A 19,074-nucleotide genomic window follows, 5' to 3' on the forward strand; every position below is an offset into this window, starting at 1 on the left:
GACAACGGAGGACCCGAAATGTCAAAAGATCCTTTTAAGGAACGAGAAGCCGAAAAATACGAAAACCCGATCCCAAGCCGGGAGTTTATTCTCGATCATCTCTCAAAACGTGAAAAACCTGCCAATCGTGAAGAACTGGCAGACGAACTAAAAATTTCCGGTGAAGAACAGATTGAAGCCCTGCGCCGTCGCCTGCGTGCGATGGAACGTGACGGGCAGTTGGTCTTTACCCGCCGTCAGTGCTATGCGCTGCCGGAGCGCCTTGATTTACTCAAAGGCAAAGTGATTGGCCACCGCGATGGCTTCGGCTTTCTGCGCGTGGAAGGGCGTAAAGACGACCTCTATCTTTCATCTGAACAGATGAAGATGTGCATGCACGGTGACCTGGTGCTGGCGCAGCCGCTGGGTGCCGACCGCAAAGGCCGTCGCGAAGCGCGTATTGTCCGCGTGCTGGAGCCAAGAACCGGTCAAATCGTTGGCCGCTACTTTACCGATGCTGGTATTGGTTTTGTGGTGCCTGACGACAGCCGCCTCAGCTTCGATATCCTGATCCCGCCTGAAGAGCTGATGGGTGCCCGTATGGGCTTTGTGGTGGTGGTTGAGCTGACCCAGCGCCCGACCCGCCGCACCAAAGCTATCGGCAAGATTGTTGAAGTGCTCGGCGACAATATGGGCACCGGCATGGCCGTGGATATGGCGCTGCGTACTCATGAAATTCCATACGTCTGGCCTAAAGAGGTTGAAGCGCAGGTTTCGACTCTGAAGGAAGAAGTGCCGGAAGAAGCTAAAATTGGCCGCGTTGACCTGCGTGACTTGCCGCTGGTGACCATCGATGGCGAAGATGCCCGAGACTTCGATGATGCCGTATTCTGTGAGAAAAAACGCGGCGGCGGCTGGCGCCTCTGGGTCGCTATTGCCGACGTGAGCTACTACGTGCGTCCGCCAACCGCGCTGGATAACGAAGCGCGCAATCGTGGCACTTCGGTCTACTTCCCGTCGCAGGTTGTTCCTATGCTGCCGGAAGTGCTGTCCAACGGTCTGTGCTCGCTCAACCCGCAGGTTGACCGCCTGTGTATGGTCTGCGAAATGACTATTTCAGCCGCAGGCCGCCTGACCGGCTACAAATTCTATGAAGCGGTGATGAGCTCCCACGCGCGCCTGACTTACACCAAAGTCTGGCATATGCTGCAAGGCGACCAGGAGTTGCGCGAGCAGTACGCGCCGTTGGTGAAGCACATCGAAGAGCTGCATAACCTTTATAAAGTGCTGGAAGTCTCCCGCGCCCAGCGCGGCGGCATCTCGTTTGAAAGCGAAGAGGCGAAGTTTATCTTCAACGCTGAACGTCGTATCGAACGCGTAGAGCAAACCGTGCGTAACGACGCGCATAAGCTTATCGAAGAGTGCATGATCCTCGCGAATATCTCGGCGGCGCGTTTCGTTGAGAAAAATAACGAGCCTGCGCTATTCCGCGACCACGATCGTCCGAGCAATGACGCCATCACCGCGTTCCGCTCGGTACTGGCGGAGTTGGGTCTTGAGCTGCCGGGCGGGCAGAAACCAGAGCCGCGTGATTACGCTGATCTTCTGGCCTCCATCGCCGATCGTCCTGACCATGAAATGCTGCAAACCATGCTGCTGCGCTCCATGAAACAGGCAATTTACGATCCGGAAAACCGCGGCCACTTCGGTCTGGCGCTGCAATCGTACGCGCACTTTACTTCGCCTATCCGCCGTTACCCGGACCTGTCGCTGCACCGTGCCATCAAATATCTGCTGGCAAAAGAGCAGGGCCATAAAGGCAACAGCACCGAGTCCGGCGGCTGGCACTACAGCATGGAAGAGATGCTCCAGCTTGGTCAGCATTGCTCGATGACGGAACGCCGCGCCGACGAAGCAACCCGCGACGTAGCGGACTGGCTGAAATGCGACTTTATGCAGGATCAGGTGGGCCAGGTCTTCAACGGCATCATCGCCAGCGTAACCGGGTTTGGTTTCTTCGTTCGCCTGGACGATCTGTTTATCGACGGGCTGGTTCACGTCTCGACGCTGGATAACGATTACTATCGCTTCGACCAGATTGGCCAGCGCCTGATTGGCGAGTCCGGCGGTCAGACTTACCGCCTGGGTGACCGCGTTGAAGTTCGGGTTGAAGCCGTTCACATGGACGAGCGTAAAATCGACTTCGCGCTTATCTCAAGCCAGCGTGCGCCGCGTGGCGTAGGTAAAACGGCGAAGGATAAAGCGAAGAAAGGAACCGGCGGAGCGCCTTCCAAACGCCGTCAGGCCGGTAAGCGCGTAAACTTCGAGCCTGACAACGCCTTCCGTAAAGAGAAGGATGGTGCCAAAGCGAAGAAAGAGAAGGCCGGAAAGAAACCGAAGAAAGCGAAAGCGCCTTCGGACAAAACCCGTAAAATAGCGGCTGCGACCAAGGCGAAGCGCGCGGCTAAAAAGCCGGTAAGCTGATATTACCCTCACCCTAATCCTCTCCCTGAAAGGGAGAGGGGACAAACAGAATGATGATGTACTCCCTCGTGTAAACGGAGAAGGCTTTATCGTTTTTCTCCCTCGTCCCTTTGGGGAGAGGGTCGGGGTGAGGGGCTAAACATAGACATGAATAAACCAACACGGGCGATCTCTCGTCCGCAATGAGTGACATCAATGAGTGAAATTATTTACGGCATTCACGCCGTCCAGGCCCTGCTTGAACGTGCTCCGCAGCGTTTTCAGGAAGTTTTTATCCTGAAAGGTCGCGAAGACAAGCGCCTGATGCCGCTGATCCACGCTGTTGAAGCGCAGGGCATTCCGGTTCAGGTGGCAAACCGCCAGTGGCTGGACGAGAAAGCCGAAGGCGCGGTTCACCAGGGGATTATTGCCCGCGTGAAGCCGGGCCGTCAGTACCAGGAAAACGATCTGCCGGACTTGATTGCCGAGCATGAACGTCCGTTCCTGCTGATCCTTGATGGCGTAACCGACCCGCACAACCTCGGGGCATGCCTGCGTAGCGCAGATGCTGCGGGCGTTCACGCGGTTATCGTTCCTAAGGATCGTTCCGCCCAGCTTAACGCGACGGCGAAAAAAGTTGCCTGCGGTGCGGCGGAAAATGTTCCGTTGATCCGCGTAACCAACCTGGCCCGCACCATGCGTCTGTTGCAGGAAGAGAACGTCTGGATTGTGGGGACTGCGGGTGAGGCTGACCATACGCTGTTCCAGAGCAAATTTACCGGCCCGATGGCGCTGGTGATGGGTGCGGAAGGCGAAGGTATGCGCCGCCTGACTCGCGAGCACTGCGACGAACTGGTCAGCATCCCGATGGCCGGGACCGTTTCTTCTCTGAACGTCTCCGTGGCAACCGGCGTTTGCCTGTTTGAAATCGTGCGTCAGCGCGGTTAATTAGCATTAACGCAAACGGGGTGTAAACCGCCCCGTTTGTGATCCCCCTCCGCGCAGAAGCGCCATCTCCGTCCATACTTAAAGGCATTGCCAAAGATGGAGGGAACAGGATGCGCTGGCAAACTCACACCGTTTTTAACCAACCGTTGCCCCTCAGCAACAGTAATCTCTTTCTTTCCGATATCTCCCTGCGAGAGGCGTTAGTTCGCGAAGGCGCAGGCTGGGATGCGGAGCTTCAGGCCAGTATTGGCCAGCAGCTGGGGTCTGCGGAATCTCTCGAACTGGGTCGTTTGGCTAACGCTAACCCGCCGGAGCTGCTGCGATACGATAGCAGCGGAGAGCGGCTGGACGATATCCGCTTTCACCCCGCCTGGCACCTGCTGATGCAGGGCTTGTTTGCTAACAGAGTGCATAACCTTGCGTGGCAGGAAGATGCCAGGCAAGGCTCGTTCGTCGCCCGTGCGGCACGCTTTATTCAGCATGCTCAGGTCGAAGCTGGCACGCTGTGCCCGATAACCATGACTTTCGGCGCCACGCCGCTGCTGCTTCAACATCTGCCGAAGGCGTTTGAAAGCTGGCGCAGGCCGCTGCTGGGTGACCGCTATGACGCGCATTTTCAGCCCGGCGAGCAAAAGCGCGGTTTGCTGATTGGCATGGGCATGACGGAGAAGCAGGGCGGATCGGATGTACTGAGCAATACTACTAAGGCGGAGCCGCTGGGCAGCCGGGGGACCGGTGAGCCTTATCGACTGGTCGGCCACAAATGGTTTTTCTCAGTACCGCAAAGCGATGCGCACCTGGTGCTGGCTCAGGCAAAAGGGGGCTTATCCTGCTATTTTCTGCCGCGCATTCTGCCCGATGGCCAGCGCAATGCGGTGCGCCTCGAAAGGCTCAAAGATAAGCTCGGAAATCGCTCTAATGCCAGCGCCGAAGCAGAATTCTGCGATGCGACCGGGTGGCTTATCGGCGAAGAAGGCGAGGGCGTGCGCCATATCCTTAAAATGGGCGGTTTTACCCGCTTCGATTGCGCGCTTGGCAGCCATGGCCTGATGCGACGCGCGCTGTCGGTCGCCCTGTATCATGCGCTCCAGCGGCAGGCCTTCGGTAAAAGCCTTATCGAGCAGCCGATCATGCGCCAGCTACTGGGGAAAATGGCATTGCATCTTGAAGGGCAAACCGCGTTTCTGTTCCGCCTGGCGCGGGCCTGGGAATCCCCGGGGGATGCTCAACAACTCGCCTATAGCCGCCTGTTCACGCCCGCCGCCAAGTTTAGTGTCTGTAAGGCCGGCATTGGGTTTGTGGCAGAGGCAATGGAGGTGCTGGGGGGGATCGGCTATTGCGAAGATAGCGAGCTGCCTCGCCTGTACCGCGAAATGCCGGTAAATAGTATCTGGGAAGGCTCAGGCAACATTATGAGCCTCGACGTGCTGCGCGTGCTGGCTAAACAGCCTGCGGTCATGGAGATGCTGCATAGCGAGTTTGACGAAGTAAAAGGGCAAAACCGGCATTTTGACCGCAGCTGGCGGCAGCTTCAGCAAAGGTTGCGTAAACCGCAGGAGGAGAGAGGGAGGGAGATTATCCGCCAGCTGGCAGATCTTGCCTGTGGAGCACAGTTGCTGCGATTTCTTTCTCCACCGGCCGCTGAAGCGTGGTGCCGCATGAAGCTTGATGACCGAGGCGAAACGCTTTTGCCCGAGCAGGTCATCAGCGATGTGCTGCTGCGGGCAACGGGAGGCATGGCCTGATGATTTCTCCGGCGGGTAATCAGGCGTAAATAATCGCCTGTGCTCGCCAGTTGTCGGCCTGGAGGTTTTCCTGCATTTGAATAATGCGGTACCAGGAAGCACCCTGCTCGTCAGCTTTCAGCGCAATCATGCGCTCGACGTCCTGCGGGCTGCCGAAAATATCATTCACCGAAATTAATCCGATTTCGTTAAGGCCCGTCACGCAATCCGCGCTGGCAAACTCGGCTGACTGAGCCAGAGTCGGAATCAGGCCAACAGATAACAGCAGTGTAGTTAAGGCAAGAGATCGTTTCATTGTCAGTTCCTTATTAATTTACCCCGAAGTCACAGGGCAATCCTTCGCTTACTCAAAGCAGACCCCGCTTCCTGAGGGCGGGGTTAATTGTGCACAAGAAACCATCAAGCGGCGAAAAGCTGTGTAAATATCAATAAATAACGCGTGTCCGCTACGTTATTTTCGATACAAAATAGCCTGTATGTACCACTGACCCGGTATTACGGTCTCATCATTCATAATGATGAGGTAATAATCGGCTTTCGCTGCTGCGGCTTTCTTCTTAATAATGGCTTCTGAGTCCATTGGAGAGCCGCGTACTACGGCTGAAACCGTGCCGATTTTGGTTAGCTCCGCAGTTTGAGGTCGCTGTATTTCCTGCGGATAATCGCGGAGCGGTGGAGCTGGCTGCGGCGAACCCTGAAGCACGCTGCAGGCGCTCAATAACGCCGCTGTAATTAGCACGGATAGCCGAAGCATGATGGTTTCTCGTTTCTTGACTGTCATAGTGTAGTTCCGGGTTTGGCGCTGAAAAGGGGGAATGTTCCCGATCTGTTATCTGAGGCGCGCTTTTAACTCACTTTCGAATGAAAATCGCTAACTGGATCTCACCGTTACAATAATCCCTAATAGCGGCTACTTTCCCTGATATTTCGCCGGAGGAGAAGAGAAGATGATTGAAATTTATAATGAGCCGTTTGCAGGCGTTGAAGTCCTGCATGCCGTACCCGCCGGAATGAAAGAAGCCCCGCTGCCAACGGTCATTTTCTACCACGGATTTACCTCCTCTAAACTGGTTTACAGCTACTTCGCCGTGGCGCTTGCCCAGGCCGGGTTCCGCGTAGTGATGCCGGATGCGCGCGACCACGGCGCTCGCTACGACGGCAACGCAAGCGCCCGGCTATTACAGCTCTGGCCGATTTTAAAAACCAGTATTGATGAATTTCCTGAACTTTATCAGGCGCTTCTGGACAAAAAATTGATTGCAAAGGGAAGAGTGGCGGTGGCCGGAGCTTCCATGGGGGGAATGACGGCGCTGGGCATCATGGCTCGCCACCCGGAGGTTCGCTGCGTTGCCTGCCTGATGGGATCGGGTTATTTCACTACTTTGGCGCAAACCCTTTATCCACCAGCGGCTGAAGAGAGAGAGGGAATTATTGCCGGACTGGTGGGCTATGATATCGGCCAGCAACTTGAACGCCTTGCCGACAGGCCGCTGCTGCTCTGGCACGGTGAGGCCGATGACGTAGTCCCCGCCGTAGAGACCCTGAGGCTCCAGCAGGCGTTAATCGCCAGCAAGCAGGACAAAAACCTCACCTGCCTGTGGGAAGCCGGTGTGAAACACCGCATTACACCCGAGGCGCTGGAAGCCACAAGCCAGTTTTTTGCCCGCCATCTGTAAACCTAAACCAGCATCACTTTAACACCGCGATCCTGAAGTTTTTTTACTACTTCAGGATCGGCGTGTTTGCCGGTTATCACTAAATCTATCTGGTCTGCGCGGCTAAAGAGCATACCGGCCCGCTGCCCAACTTTACTGCTGTCCACTAACACGGCCAGTTTCCCGACTACGCTCAACATCTTCTGCTCCGCCATCGCGGTGAGCATATCGGTTTTGTACAGCCCTTCGGCGGTAAGCCCTTTGCCGCTGGTAAACATCCAGTGTCCGGCATACAGAGACGTTTCGCTCTCCTGCGGGCCGAGCGTAATCGAGTGGCTCTTATTGTACTGGCCGCCCATGATGACCACGCTGTCGTGCTCCTGCTCGATAAGATAATTTGCCAGCGGCAAGTAATTAGTGATGATTTGTACCGGTTTGCCGCAAATCTGCTGGCCGAGTAAGAACGCGGTGGAACCGCAGTTAATGACTACGCTTTCGCCGGGGTTCACCAACTGCGAGGCGGCATTGGCGATGCGGCTTTTTTCATCGTGATTCTGCGCCAGATGGATATTCATCGGCGTCCAGCGCGGGCGCTGTTGGGTAATCGCCTCTGCGCCGTTGCGTACTTTCTTCAGTTTGCCGCTCTCATCGAGCTTGTTAATGTCCCTCCTCGCGGTTGCGGGAGAAATACCCAGACGTTCAATCGCCTGTTCAACCGTAATAAATCCGGATTGTTGCAGTAGATCGAGCAAAATCTGGTGGCGCTGTGCTTCCGTCATGCGTAGTTCCGATGAGAGATGATAGAGAAAGATGATATTTGAAAATGTTTGAAATACCTATGGATAAACAAAAAAGCCGGGCCGATGCCCGGCATGACATCACAGGAATGATTTAAACGGCAAATCGGGTTCAAGGGTAAAACAGTCGTCAAACCCGCGCGGGTAGTGGTATTCAAAACTATCTTTATCCTCAGGCCAGGTGAATTTGCCGCCAACCTGCCAGATGAACGGCTTAAAACCATATTTCAAACGATCTTTTTTCATTTCCCACAGCACGCGGATCTCCTGCGGGTCGGCCTGGAAATTTGACCAGATATCATGATGGAAAGGGATAACGACTTTTGTATTAAGGGATTCGGCCATACGCAGGATATCGGCGCTGGTCATTTTATCCGTAATACCGCGTGGGTTCTCGCCGTAGGAACCTAACGCCACATCAATTTTGTGCTCGTTTCCGTGTTTCGCATAATAGTTAGAGTAGTGGGAGTCTCCGCTGTGGTAGAGCGTTCCTCCGGGGGTTTTAAACAGGTAGTTTACCGCGCGGTTATCCATGCCGTCGGGCAACACTCCCGCCGCCTTTTGCCCGGCCGGTAGCGTAATCAGCGCGGTACGGTCAAAAGCATCGAGCGCGTGTATTTCAGTATCTTTAACTGTTACCACGTCACCCGGCTTCACTACGATGCAGCGTTCGCGTGGGACGCCCCAGCTAATCCAGATATCCACGCAGGTTTGTGGCCCGATAAACGGCACATCTTTGGCGCAGTTTTGCATGACGGCGGCGGCAACGTTCACATCAATATGATCGTTGTGATCGTGCGTAGCCAGCACGGCGTCAATCTCGCGAATTGCGAAAGGATCGAGGACAAAAGGGGTGGTGCGGAGATTCGGCTGGAGCTTCTTAACGCCCGCCATACGCTGCATCTGATGACCCGTTTTCATTAACGGGTTGCCGTGGCTCTGCTTCCCAACTCCGCACCAAAAATCCACACAGATATTTGCCCCACCCTGAGATTTCAACCAGATCCCCGTACAGCCAAGCCACCACATCGCAAAGGTGCCGGGGGCGACCACCTCCTGCTCAATCTCTTCATTAAGCCAGCTTCCCCACTCAGGAAAAGTATTCAGGATCCAGGATTCTCGGGTAATCGAAGCAATTTTACTCATCGGATAACTCCTTTTTTGTCGCCATTTAATCATTTTATGATTCAATTTGATTTATATTGACAGGAATAATCAGCGTGTAAAAGCATTTTTTTAACCTGGTGACTATGTGTATGGAGCGGATAAGCAGCTTGATTATAAAGGTTAAAATGTTTTTTTATTTATTATGGTTTTGATTATAAAGAATTATTTTGAGCGCTTATTGAATGAAAATAAGCCCTTTAAGGGGTAGGGTAAATAAAATGCGGGGCATCTCACAAATAATCATTTTCGATCTTCTTGTGATTACTTTTGAAAGATAGAGTGTGGCTGAGTTTTCAATCCGCCTGTTTGTCAGCAAGCAGGGAGCGACCATCCTACGGAGAGCTTTATGGAGATCCTTTATCACGTCTTTACCCTGTTTTTTGATCAGGTAATGACTAATGCCCCGTTGCTGCTGGGGATCGTTACCTGCCTCGGCTACCTGTTGCTGCGTAAAAGCGCCAGCGTGATTATCAAAGGTACGATCAAAACTATTATCGGCTTTATGTTGCTCCAGGCGGGTTCCGGCATCCTGACCGGTACCTTTAAACCGGTAGTGGCAAAAATGTCGGAGGTGTACGGGATTAACGGCGCTATATCAGATACTTATGCGTCTATGATGGCTGCGATTGAAAAAATGGGCGACGCCTACAGCTGGGTGGGGTACGCGGTTCTGCTCGCGCTGGCGCTGAACATTTGCTACGTGCTGCTGCGCCGTATTACCGGCATCCGCACCATCATGCTGACGGGCCATATCATGTTCCAGCAGGCCGGGCTTATTGCCGTATTTTTCTACATCCTCGGTTACCCGATGTGGACCACGATTATTTGTACCGCGGTGCTGGTATCGCTTTATTGGGGCATCACCTCAAACATGATGTTCAAGCCGACGCAGGAGATAACGGAAAACAGCGGTTTCTCCATCGGCCATCAGCAGCAGTTTGCTTCGTGGATTGCTTACAAAATTGCGCCGAGGCTGGGTAAAAAAGAGGAGAGCGTTGAAGATCTTAAGCTGCCCGGCTGGCTGAATATTTTCCATGACAATATCGTTTCCACCGCCATTGTGATGACGCTTTTCTTCGGCGTAATCCTTTGTTCGTTCGGCCTTGATACCGTTCAGGCCATGGCCGGAAAAACGCACTGGACTCTCTATATCCTGCAAACCGGCTTCCAGTTTGCGGTGGCAATTTTCATCATTGTGCAGGGTGTTCGCATGTTTGTTGCCGAACTCTCTGAAGCTTTCAACGGTATTTCACAACGCTTAATACCCGGCGCGGTATTAGCCATCGACTGCGCGGCCATTTATAGCTTTGCGCCAAACGCCGTGGTGTGGGGCTTCCTTTGGGGCACCGTAGGCCAGCTAATCGCGGTTGGGGTCCTTATCGCCTGCGGCTCATCCATCATGATTATCCCGGGCTTTATTCCAATGTTCTTCTCTAACGCCACCATCGGCGTCTTTGCTAACCATTTCGGCGGCTGGCGCGCAGCGCTCAAGATTTGCCTGGTGATGGGCATGATCGAAATCTTTGGTTGCGTCTGGGCGGTTCATCTCACCGGGCTTAGCGCGTGGATGGGCATGGCCGACTGGTCGATTCTTGCACCGCCGCTGATGCAGGGGCTGACGCTTGGTCTGTGGTTTATGGGCGTCGTTATTGTTATCGCCCTGATTTACATGTTCTTCGCCGGGCGCACGCTGCGAAAGGAAGAGGACATGGCTCTCAGTGAAACTTCAGTTAACTAAAGGGATTGAGATTATGACCGTACGCATTCTTGCCGTTTGTGGCTGTGGGCAGGGCAGCTCCATGATTATGAAAATGAAAGTGGATCAATTTCTTACTCAGCAAGGCATTAACCACACCGTCAACAGCTGTGCCGTGGGTGAATACAAAAGTGAGCTGAGCGGAGCGGACATCATCATTGCTTCGACTCACGTTGCCGGTGAAATCACGGTCACGGGCAATAAGTACGTTATCGGCGTTCGCAACATGCTTTCCGCTGCCGACTTCGGCCCCAAGCTGATGGCGGTAATTGGCGAGCATTTTGCGCAGGACATGATTTAAGGAGGGCATATGAAGCTACGTGATTCCCTGGCTCAAAACCACTCTGTGCGCCTGCAGGCGGAGGCCGCAACCTGGCAGGAGGCGGTCAGGATTGGCGTTGATTTACTGGTGGAAGCAGGCGTTGTAGAGCCACGCTACTACCAGGCCATTCTCGATGGCGTGGCGCAGTTCGGCCCTTATTTTGTTATCGCCCCGGGTCTGGCTATGCCACATGGCCGCCCGGAAGAAGGCGTTAAACGCACCGGTTTTGCGTTGGTGACGCTGAAAACGCCGCTGATGTTTAACCACGAGGACAACGACCCGGTGGACATCCTGATTACGATGGCGGCGGTGGATGCCAATGCTCATCAGGAAGTTGGCATCATGCAAATTGTGAACCTGTTTGAAGATGAAGAAAACTTTGACCGTTTACGCGCCTGCCGCTCAGAGCAAGAGGTGCTTGATTTAATCGACCGTGCAGCGGCGGCTGCATAAGGACCAGTAAATGACTCATTCATTACCTATGTTACAAGTGGCGCTGGACAACCAGACTCTGGCAGATGCTTACCGGACAACGAGCCTGATAGCCGAGGAGGTCGACATTATTGAAGTGGGCACCATTCTTTGCGTGGGGGAGGGCGTGCGTGCGGTTCGTGACCTTAAGGCACTCTATCCGCACAAGATTGTGCTGGCGGATGCCAAAATTGCCGATGCCGGGAAAATCCTCTCGCGCATGTGTTTTGAAGCGAATGCAGATTGGGTAACGGTTATTTGCTGCGCCGATATCAACACCGCCAAAGGCGCGCTCGACGTTGCCGGTGAGTTTAACGGCGATGTGCAAATCGAGCTGACCGGCTTCTGGACGTGGGAGCAGGCTCAGGCGTGGCGTGATGTCGGTATCCAGCAGGTGGTTTATCACCGCAGCCGGGACGCTCAGGCCGCTGGCATTAACTGGAGTGATGAGGATATCAGCGCGATAAAACGCCTTGCGGATATGGGCTTCAAAGTGACGGTAACCGGTGGCCTGGCGCTGGAAGATCTGCCGCTGTTTAAAGGCATTCCCATCCATGTCTTTATTGCCGGGCGCAGCATACGTGATGCGGCAAGCCCGGTCGAAGCCGCCCGCCAGTTTAAGCACACCATTGCCCACCTGTGGGGCTAAAGGGGAGCCTATGTTAGACAAGCGGGTTCCACTTGGTATTTATGAAAAAGCGCTTCCGGCAGGAGAGTGCTGGCGGGAGCGCTTAACTCTTGCCGCCGGGCTTCATTTTGATTTTGTCGAAATGTCGGTGGATGAAACCGACGAGCGTCTGGCAAGGCTGGACTGGAGCCGTGAGCAGCGAATGGCGCTGGTAGAGGCCGTGGCCGAAACGGGCGTGCGCGTGCCGTCGATGTGCCTGAGCGCCCATCGTCGCTATCCGCTGGGGAGCGAAGATGACGAGGTGCGCAATCGGGGGCTGGAGATTATGCGCAAAGCAATAGCGCTGGCGCAGGATGTCGGCATACGCGTTATTCAACTGGCGGGCTACGACGTTTATTACCAGCAGGCAAATAATGAAACCCGCTGCCGTTTCCGGGACGGTTTGCAGCAGGCGGTGGAAATGGCCGCCCGCGCTCAGGTCACGCTGGCAATGGAAATCATGGACTATCCGCTGATGAACTCCATCAGCAAGGCGCTGGGCTATGCCCACTATCTGAATAACCCGTGGTTCCAGCTTTACCCTGATATTGGCAATCTCTCGGCCTGGGATAACGACGTGCAGATGGAGCTGCAGGCGGGCAGCGGGCATATCGTCGCTGTTCACGTAAAAGATACCCTGCCCGGGGTATTTAAGAATGTACAGTTTGGCACGGGCGTTGTTGAGTTTGAGCGCTGCTTCAGGACGCTACGGCAAAGCGGCTACCGTGGGCCATATCTGATTGAGATGTGGAGTGAATCGGCCGAAGACTCGGTCGCCGAGGTTAGAGCCGCGCGGGACTGGGTGCTGGCCCGAATGAAAAATGCCGGACTCCCGGTGGAGGTAAAGCATGCGGCAGCTTAAGCAACAGGTATTCGAAGCGAATATGGCTCTCCCGTGTCACGGGCTGGTTACCTTTACCTGGGGAAACGTCAGCGCTATCGACAGGGATCGCCGCTGTATCGTCATTAAGCCAAGCGGCGTAGCGTATGAGCAGATGACGGTGGATGACATGGTGGTTGTCAGCCTGACCGGCGAGCATCTGGAAGGGCGATATCGCCCATCATCGGATACCGCGACACATCTGGCTCTTTATCAACGTTATCCGGAAATCGGTGGTGTGGTTCACACCCACTCAACCCACGCTACGGCCTGGGCTCAGGCGGGGCGAGCGATTCCGGCACTGGGGACAACGCATGCAGATTATTTCTCCGGGGATATTCCCTGCACGCGCCCGTTAACCAGCGCTGAAGTCGCCGAGGAATATGAACTCAATACCGGAAGGGTCATTATTGAAACCATAGGGCAGGTTAATCCTCTGCACACGCCCGGCGTCGTGGTTTATCAGCATGGCCCATTCGCCTGGGGGAAAGATGCGGACGAGGCTCTGCATAATGCGGTGGTGATGGAGGAGGTCGCACGTATGGCCTGGATAACCGGGGGAATCAACCCGCAGCGAGAGGCGATTGATAGTTATCTGATGAATAAGCACTTTCAGCGCAAGCACGGGCCGGGCGCTTATTACGGGCAGCCCAAATAACAGCGCAGCAATAAAAAGCCCCCGCAAGCGGGGGCAAAGTCAAACATGGGTATTATCGATCGTGGTGTTTCTCTGGTGTTTACGCTTACTGCTGGGCTACCGGTAGATATCCGCACTGACGTGCATATTTCCGTTACTGCCGGGTTCTCTCATAATAATAGTGTGATAAAACTTCGCGCCGTGCTGGTCGGCGTCCTGGTTGATGGCGGCTTCAGCTTCCGGAACGGTGGCGAAATTATGGTTGATGTAAATTACGCCCAGGCTCTGAACATCGTCCATATTTCTGGCCTGGCGGCTGTCGATTTTGATGGCAGCCGTCGCGTTTGCACATAACAGCAGCGCTGCGGCAAGGGCAATTGCGATATTTTTCATGATGCGCTCCACTACAACAAGTGTGTAACCAGTGGTCGTCGCTCCTGTTAATGGCTGGTGGCGGCCTGTTATCAATAAGTGTAATCCCTGCCGGGTGAATAAAAAGTGACCATTTCTGATGGTCTCTTTCAAAATATTTAGCCTATCCAGCTGTTTGTTTTGTAATTCACACGCTTAGCGAAATCCCCTGCAATGAAGATAATTAATTTGCACGCGCCCTTGAGTTTAGAGGCCCGGGTAAGTATGATTACGCGTCAATTTTTCAGCCGCAATTCAAACACGTTCCTTGCTTCCATGGGCCGCGGCTGACCCTGACAGGAGGCTGAATAATCCGTAAGGAGCAATTCGATGCGTCATTACGAAATCGTTTTTATGGTCCATCCTGACCAGAGCGAACAGGTTCCGGGTATGATCGAACGTTACACTGGTGCAATTACTGCAGCAGAAGGTACGATCCACCGTCTGGAAGACTGGGGCCGCCGTCAGCTGGCTTATCCGATCAACAAACTGCACAAAGCTCACTACGTTCTGCTGAACGTTGAAGCTCCGCAGGAAGCGATCGATGAGCTGGAAACTAACTTCCGCTTCAACGACGCCGTTATCCGCAGCATGGTTATGCGCGTTAAGCACGCGGTTACCGAAGCATCTCCAATGGTTAAAGCGAAAGACGAACGCCGTGAGCGTCGCGATGATTTCGCTAGCGAAACCGCTGACGATGCAGATGCTGGGGATTCTGAAGAGTAATTCTGATGACGGCCAACCGCCTGGCGTTGTCTGGCACCGTGTGCAAGACGCCCCTTCGCAAGGTCAGCCCCTCAGGAATTCCTCACTGCCAGTTCGTGCTTGAGCATCGTTCTGTGCAGCAGGAAGCCGGTCTTAACCGGCAGGCATGGTGCCGAATGCCAGTTATTGTTAGCGGGCACGCGAACCAGGCCATTACTCACAGTATAACGGTCGGTACGCAAATCACGGTTCACGGGTTCATTACTTGTCATCAGATGAAGAATGGGCTGAACAAAGTGGTATTGCATGCCGAGCAGATTGAATTGATAGATTCTGGAGACTAGCCATATGGCACGTTATTTCCGTCGTCGCAAGTTCTGCCGTTTCACCGCGGAAGGCGTTCAAGAGATCGACTATAAAGACATCGCTACGCTGAAAAACTACATCACCGAAAGCGGTAAGATTGTCCCAAGCCGTATCACCGGTACCCGTGCAAAATACCAGCGTCAGCTGGCTCGCGCTATCAAACGCGCTCGCTACCTGTCTCTGCTGCCGTACACTGATCGTCATCAGTAATCGGTCACGGTCCATTAATACGACTTTGAGAGGATAAGGTAATGCAAGTTATTCTGCTTGATAAAGTAGCAAACCTGGGTAGCCTGGGTGATCAGGTTAACGTTAAAGCGGGTTATGCTCGTAACTTCCTGGTACCACAGGGTAAAGCTGTTCCTGCTACCAAGAAAAACGTTGAGTTCTTCGAAGCACGCCGTGCAGAACTGGAAGCTAAACTGGCTGACGTTCTGGCTGCAGCTGCAGCTCGCGCTGAGAAAATCAACGCACTGGAAACCGTAACCATCGCGTCTAAAGCTGGCGACGAAGGTAAACTGTTCGGTTCCATCGGTACTCGCGACATCGCTGACGCTGTTACTGCAGCTGGCGTTGCTGTTGCCAAGAGCGAAGTTCGCCTGCCGAACGGCGTTCTGCGCACCACCGGTGAGCACGAAGTGGACTTCCAGGTTCACAGCGAAGTATTCGCTAAACTGACTGTAAACGTTGTAGCTGAATAATTTATTATTCACTGCTCGTAAAAACGCCAGCCTCGTGCTGGCGTTTTGCTTTTATGGGATTGGTAGCAAGGTTCATCTCGATTCAACGTTCTGAACACCGGCTAAAGTAAGAAGACAAATAATATCTTCTGATTTACCCCAAACACCCGAAAACCACGTTTTTTGGGTGTTTGCCACCAGTCTAAAAACGCCAGCCTCGTGCTGGCGTTTTGCTTTTCTGAGGCCGCAACTTTTACTGCGCGCGGATAAAACTGCCGTTCGGCTGGCGGGTAAACAGCACCTGCTGATCGTTACCGATATCAATCGTTAAGCCCGTCACCACGCCGTTTGCATTCTGGCGTACCTGCACCATCTGCCCGCTTTGCAAATTACTCAGAGGCTTGTTTGCGCCTTCAACCTGGGCCATCGAATACACATCCGCAGGCGGCAGATTATGGTCGCGGAACAGCTGCGCCATGGTCTGGCCCGACTCTACGCGATAGGAGCGCCACTGCTGCTCGATATCATTATTATCGTGCGGCACCGGGGCCTGAGTTTGTTCTTCTATTCTTGCTGGCTCAACGGGCGTAGCGGGAGCGCTGGTATTATTCGAAGGAGGAACCAGTTCGGCCTGCATAGGTGACTGGGACTGAACGGAGAGCTGGGCATCGCGCGTGACCGGGCGGCCGGCGTCGTCAGCGGTGGGCAGCAGGAAGCCGATAACAATGCATGCTGCGCCAAGAATAATGCCCCGGCGGTGCAGGGGAGGCAACGGATCCATCAGGCGGAAATGCTCAGGTGCATGCCAAATCCGCGTAAGCCATGGTTTAACAGCGAATTGCATCGGCAACCCTCCTCGAAATAATACTTATCCAGTATAGAACGCTAACTGTTTGATGCGCTAAGCAATCCGGGTTTCCGTGACGGTAAACCGCAATTCTGCGCCCGCTTAAGCTATTGTTCCCGTTTCGTTTGCATTTGTCACCTTTCCTCCATTTGCATTTTACCCTGCTGTTTGACGCTGTTATGCTGCGGGCTTGCTTTTAAACACCATGAAAGGAAAATCCATGACAACCCCTTCTTTTGACAGCGTCGAAGCGCAAGCAAGTTACGGTATTGGTTTACAGGTAGGTCAGCAACTGAGCGAATCCGGCCTGCAGGGTTTACTGCCAGAAGCGCTGGTCGCTGGCCTGCGCGATGCGCTGGAAGGGAATGCCCCGGCGGTTCCTGTTGACGTTGTTCACCGTGCGCTGCGCGAAGTTCACGAACGTGCTGATGAAGTGCGCCGTGAGCGTCAGAAAGAAATGGCTGTAGAAGGTCAAAAATATCTCGAGCAGAACGCAGAAAAAGAAGGCGTGAGCAGCACCGAGTCCGGCCTGCAGTTCCGCGTTCTGACCCAGGGCACTGGCCCAATCCCGGCGCGTAAAGATCACGTTCGCGTTCACTACACCGGCAAACTGATCGACGGCACCGTATTCGACAGCTCCGTACAGCGTGGCGAACCTGCTGAATTCCCGGTTAGCGGCGTTATTGCTGGCTGGATTGAAGCGCTGACCCTGATGCCGGTTGGCTCTAAGTGGGAACTGACTATTCCTCACAACCTCGCCTACGGCGAGCGCGGCGCCGGTGCTTCTATCCCGCCGTTCAGCACCCTGGTATTTGAAGTGGAATTGCTGGAAATTCTGTAATCCAGCCTTCAGCCCCGTCTCTGGCGGGGTTTTAAATTGACTAATAATAAATAAGCGTGATTTTATCTTGCATTAACCCTCGTTCCGGGTATTTTTGTGAGCTGTATCCCGCTGTGAATGCGATTTCACACTCAAATTAAACAAAAAATTAACAATAACCTTGTGCTTACTATTTATCCCGCCGATTCTTACCTCGTATCACGCAAACAACATCATTTAAAAACAGTTCACGGGCCAGTAGAGCCTGAAAAAACAGACAGGTACAGGAAAATACAAACATGGTAGATCAGGTCAAAGTTACAGACGAAGCTCAGGCTCCGACTGAGCAGTCGCTACGGCGTAATTTAACAAACCGCCATATTCAGCTTATTGCCATTGGGGGTGCAATTGGCACCGGCTTGTTTATGGGGTCAGGAAAGACCATCAGCCTCGCGGGGCCGTCCATTATTTTCGTCTACATGATAATCGGCTTTATGCTGTTCTTCGTGATGCGGGCGATGGGTGAGCTGTTGCTGTCCAATCTTGAATATAAATCCTTCAGCGACTTTGCCGCCGACCTGCTGGGGCCCTGGGCCGGGTATTTTACCGGCTGGACTTACTGGTTCTGCTGGGTGGTCACCGGTATGGCGGACGTGGTGGCGATAACCGCCTACGCGCAGTTCTGGTTCCCCGGCCTGTCGGACTGGGTCGCGTCCCTGGCCGTGGTGATCGTGCTCCTGAGCCTCAACCTGGCTACGGTCAAAATGTTCGGTGAAATGGAATTCTGGTTTGCGATGATCAAAATCGTCGCCATCGTTGCGCTGATCGTTATCGGCCTGGTGATGGTGCTGACCAGCTTCCATTCTCCGTCGGGCGTTGAGGCCTCTTTCAACAACCTGTGGAACGACGGTGGCTGGTTCCCGAAAGGGCTGAGCGGCTTCTTTGCCGGCTTCCAGATAGCGGTGTTTGCTTTTGTGGGCATTGAGCTGGTGGGCACAACCGCCGCTGAGACAAAAGACCCTGAGAAATCCCTGCCGCGCGCGATCAACTCAATTCCTCTGCGCATCATCATGTTCTACGTGTTCTCGCTGATTATCATCATGTCGGTGACTCCGTGGAGCTCTGTCGTGCCGGATAAGAGCCCGTTCGTTGAGCTGTTTGTGCTGGTCGGCCTGCCTGCGGCGGCGAGCATCATTAACTTCGTGGTGCTGACTTCTGCCGCTTCGTCTGCCAATAGCGGCGTATTCTCAACCAGCCGTATGTTGTTTGGCCTGGCGCAGGACGGCATGGCGCCGAAAGCATTCGCTAAGCTTTCCAAACGTGCAGTCCCGGCTAAAGGGCTAACGTTCTCCTGTATCTGCCTGCTTGGCGGCGTGGTGATGCTTTACGTAAACCCGAACGTTATCGCCGCATTTACCATGATAACGACCGTGTCAGCGATCCTGTTTATGTTTGTCTGGACCATCATTCTTTGCTCGTACTTGGTGTACCGCAAGCAGCGTCCTCAACTGCATGAAAAATCCATCTACAAGATGCCGCTTGGCAAACTGATGTGCTGGGTTTGTATGGCCTTCTTTGTGTTTGTAATTGTGCTGCTGACGCTTGAAGACGATACCCGCCAGGCGCTGATCGTTACGCCGCTGTGGTTCATTGTACTGGGTGCTGGCTGGCTGCTCATCGGCAAGAAACGCCTGACAAATATCGGCAAATAGCCGGATTGGGATAGACAGTAAAAATACCCTCTTCCTTCCCGGGAGA

22 protein-coding genes are annotated in these 19,074 nt (G+C 53.9%); 16 read left to right on the forward strand and 6 right to left on the reverse strand.

Annotated elements, in window-relative coordinates:
- Positions 1-18 precede the first annotated feature (18 nt).
- From rnr to HMPREF0201_RS01245, 3 genes are all read left to right on the forward strand, one after another.
- Complete coding sequence (gene rnr / locus HMPREF0201_RS01235; RefSeq protein WP_016517621.1) at positions 19-2,463, forward strand: ribonuclease R; 2,445 nt, start codon at positions 19-21, stop codon at positions 2,461-2,463.
- 195 nt (positions 2,464-2,658) lie between these two features.
- Positions 2,659-3,390 carry a 23S rRNA (guanosine(2251)-2'-O)-methyltransferase RlmB gene (gene rlmB / locus HMPREF0201_RS01240; RefSeq protein WP_016517622.1) on the forward strand — a complete coding sequence of 244 codons (732 nt, stop codon included), beginning with the start codon at positions 2,659-2,661 and terminating at the stop codon, positions 3,388-3,390.
- A gap of 110 nt (positions 3,391-3,500) precedes the next feature.
- Entirely contained in the window at positions 3,501-5,135 is a 1,635-nt protein-coding gene (locus tag HMPREF0201_RS01245; protein WP_016517623.1) for an isovaleryl-CoA dehydrogenase, read from the forward strand.
- Positions 5,136-5,154: 19 nt separating this feature from the next.
- Here HMPREF0201_RS01245 and yjfN read toward each other — a convergent pair whose 3' ends face one another.
- Positions 5,155-5,430 (reverse strand): DUF1471 family protease activator YjfN, encoded by a 276-nt coding sequence (gene yjfN / locus HMPREF0201_RS01250; RefSeq protein ID WP_016517624.1) that lies wholly within the window; start codon positions 5,428-5,430, stop codon positions 5,155-5,157.
- A 156-nt stretch (positions 5,431-5,586) separates the two neighbouring features.
- Positions 5,587-5,916, reverse strand: coding sequence for a biofilm peroxide resistance protein BsmA (bsmA, locus tag HMPREF0201_RS01255; RefSeq protein ID WP_016517625.1), 330 nt, complete (start codon positions 5,914-5,916; stop codon positions 5,587-5,589).
- A gap of 166 nt (positions 5,917-6,082) precedes the next feature.
- Here bsmA and yjfP point away from each other — a divergent pair, with 166 nt between their 5' ends.
- The gene (gene yjfP / locus HMPREF0201_RS01260; RefSeq protein ID WP_016517626.1) at positions 6,083-6,811 is read left to right on the forward strand and encodes an esterase; all 729 of its coding nucleotides are present in this window, start codon (positions 6,083-6,085) and stop codon (positions 6,809-6,811) included.
- A 2-nt stretch (positions 6,812-6,813) separates the two neighbouring features.
- Here yjfP and ulaR read toward each other — a convergent pair whose 3' ends face one another.
- Together ulaR and ulaG are read right to left on the reverse strand one after the other, a co-directional pair.
- Positions 6,814-7,569, reverse strand: coding sequence for an HTH-type transcriptional regulator UlaR (gene ulaR, locus HMPREF0201_RS01265; RefSeq protein ID WP_016517627.1), 756 nt, complete (start codon positions 7,567-7,569; stop codon positions 6,814-6,816).
- 99 nt (positions 7,570-7,668) lie between these two features.
- Positions 7,669-8,733, reverse strand: a complete 1,065-nt coding sequence (gene ulaG / locus HMPREF0201_RS01270; RefSeq protein ID WP_016517628.1) for an L-ascorbate 6-phosphate lactonase — start codon at positions 8,731-8,733, stop codon at positions 7,669-7,671.
- Between the two features lie 367 nt (positions 8,734-9,100).
- Between ulaG and ulaA the strand changes: the two genes are divergently transcribed.
- From ulaA to HMPREF0201_RS01300, 6 genes are read left to right on the forward strand one after another with little or no spacing between them, the layout of a single operon-like run.
- Positions 9,101-10,492 carry a PTS ascorbate transporter subunit IIC gene (gene ulaA, locus HMPREF0201_RS01275; RefSeq protein ID WP_016517629.1) on the forward strand — a complete coding sequence of 464 codons (1,392 nt, stop codon included), beginning with the start codon at positions 9,101-9,103 and terminating at the stop codon, positions 10,490-10,492.
- 13 nt (positions 10,493-10,505) lie between these two features.
- Entirely contained in the window at positions 10,506-10,811 is a 306-nt protein-coding gene (gene ulaB / locus HMPREF0201_RS01280) for a PTS ascorbate transporter subunit IIB (protein WP_039897845.1), read from the forward strand.
- A gap of 9 nt (positions 10,812-10,820) precedes the next feature.
- Positions 10,821-11,285 carry a PTS ascorbate transporter subunit IIA gene (gene ulaC / locus HMPREF0201_RS01285; protein ID WP_016517631.1) on the forward strand — a complete coding sequence of 155 codons (465 nt, stop codon included), beginning with the start codon at positions 10,821-10,823 and terminating at the stop codon, positions 11,283-11,285.
- Positions 11,286-11,295: 10 nt separating this feature from the next.
- Complete coding sequence (locus tag HMPREF0201_RS01290; RefSeq protein ID WP_172568479.1) at positions 11,296-11,952, forward strand: 3-keto-L-gulonate-6-phosphate decarboxylase UlaD; 657 nt, start codon at positions 11,296-11,298, stop codon at positions 11,950-11,952.
- Positions 11,953-11,962: 10 nt separating this feature from the next.
- Positions 11,963-12,832, forward strand: a complete 870-nt coding sequence (locus tag HMPREF0201_RS01295; protein ID WP_016517633.1) for an L-ribulose-5-phosphate 3-epimerase — start codon at positions 11,963-11,965, stop codon at positions 12,830-12,832.
- On the forward strand, positions 12,819-13,508 hold the full coding sequence (locus tag HMPREF0201_RS01300) for an L-ribulose-5-phosphate 4-epimerase (RefSeq protein ID WP_016517634.1): 690 nt from the start codon (positions 12,819-12,821) through the stop codon (positions 13,506-13,508). The genes HMPREF0201_RS01295 and HMPREF0201_RS01300 overlap by 14 nt, the downstream gene beginning before the upstream one ends.
- 96 nt (positions 13,509-13,604) lie before the next feature.
- Here HMPREF0201_RS01300 and yjfY read toward each other — a convergent pair whose 3' ends face one another.
- Complete coding sequence (gene yjfY, locus HMPREF0201_RS01305) at positions 13,605-13,880, reverse strand: DUF1471 family protein YjfY (protein WP_016517635.1); 276 nt, start codon at positions 13,878-13,880, stop codon at positions 13,605-13,607.
- A gap of 348 nt (positions 13,881-14,228) precedes the next feature.
- On the opposite strand from yjfY, the gene rpsF reads away from it, so the two are divergent.
- The 4 genes from rpsF to rplI are packed head-to-tail and all read left to right on the forward strand — an operon-like array spanning position 14,229 to position 15,670.
- On the forward strand, positions 14,229-14,624 hold the full coding sequence (gene rpsF / locus HMPREF0201_RS01310; RefSeq protein ID WP_016517636.1) for a 30S ribosomal protein S6: 396 nt from the start codon (positions 14,229-14,231) through the stop codon (positions 14,622-14,624).
- A gap of 5 nt (positions 14,625-14,629) precedes the next feature.
- Positions 14,630-14,947 (forward strand): primosomal replication protein N, encoded by a 318-nt coding sequence (gene priB / locus HMPREF0201_RS01315; protein ID WP_016517637.1) that lies wholly within the window; start codon positions 14,630-14,632, stop codon positions 14,945-14,947.
- 4 nt (positions 14,948-14,951) lie between these two features.
- Positions 14,952-15,179 carry a 30S ribosomal protein S18 gene (gene rpsR / locus HMPREF0201_RS01320; protein ID WP_000135199.1) on the forward strand — a complete coding sequence of 76 codons (228 nt, stop codon included), beginning with the start codon at positions 14,952-14,954 and terminating at the stop codon, positions 15,177-15,179.
- Between the two features lie 41 nt (positions 15,180-15,220).
- Positions 15,221-15,670 carry a 50S ribosomal protein L9 gene (rplI, locus tag HMPREF0201_RS01325; protein ID WP_008460412.1) on the forward strand — a complete coding sequence of 150 codons (450 nt, stop codon included), beginning with the start codon at positions 15,221-15,223 and terminating at the stop codon, positions 15,668-15,670.
- Between the two features lie 232 nt (positions 15,671-15,902).
- Here the strand turns inward: rplI and HMPREF0201_RS01330 are convergent, their stop codons facing one another.
- Complete coding sequence (locus tag HMPREF0201_RS01330) at positions 15,903-16,499, reverse strand: OapA family protein (protein WP_039897847.1); 597 nt, start codon at positions 16,497-16,499, stop codon at positions 15,903-15,905.
- Positions 16,500-16,716: 217 nt separating this feature from the next.
- On the opposite strand from HMPREF0201_RS01330, the gene bamJ reads away from it, so the two are divergent.
- Positions 16,717-17,337: a BamJ family beta-barrel-assembly machinery protein gene (gene bamJ, locus HMPREF0201_RS01335; RefSeq protein WP_039897848.1), complete on the forward strand. Its 621-nt coding sequence runs from the start codon at positions 16,717-16,719 to the stop codon at positions 17,335-17,337.
- 278 nt (positions 17,338-17,615) lie between these two features.
- Positions 17,616-19,028, forward strand: coding sequence for a D-serine/D-alanine/glycine transporter (gene cycA / locus HMPREF0201_RS01340; RefSeq protein ID WP_016534641.1), 1,413 nt, complete (start codon positions 17,616-17,618; stop codon positions 19,026-19,028).
- Positions 19,029-19,074: the final 46 nt, after the last annotated feature.

Source organism: Cedecea davisae DSM 4568, assembly GCF_000412335.2.
In the GTDB taxonomy this organism is placed as follows: domain Bacteria; phylum Pseudomonadota; class Gammaproteobacteria; order Enterobacterales; family Enterobacteriaceae; genus Cedecea; species Cedecea davisae.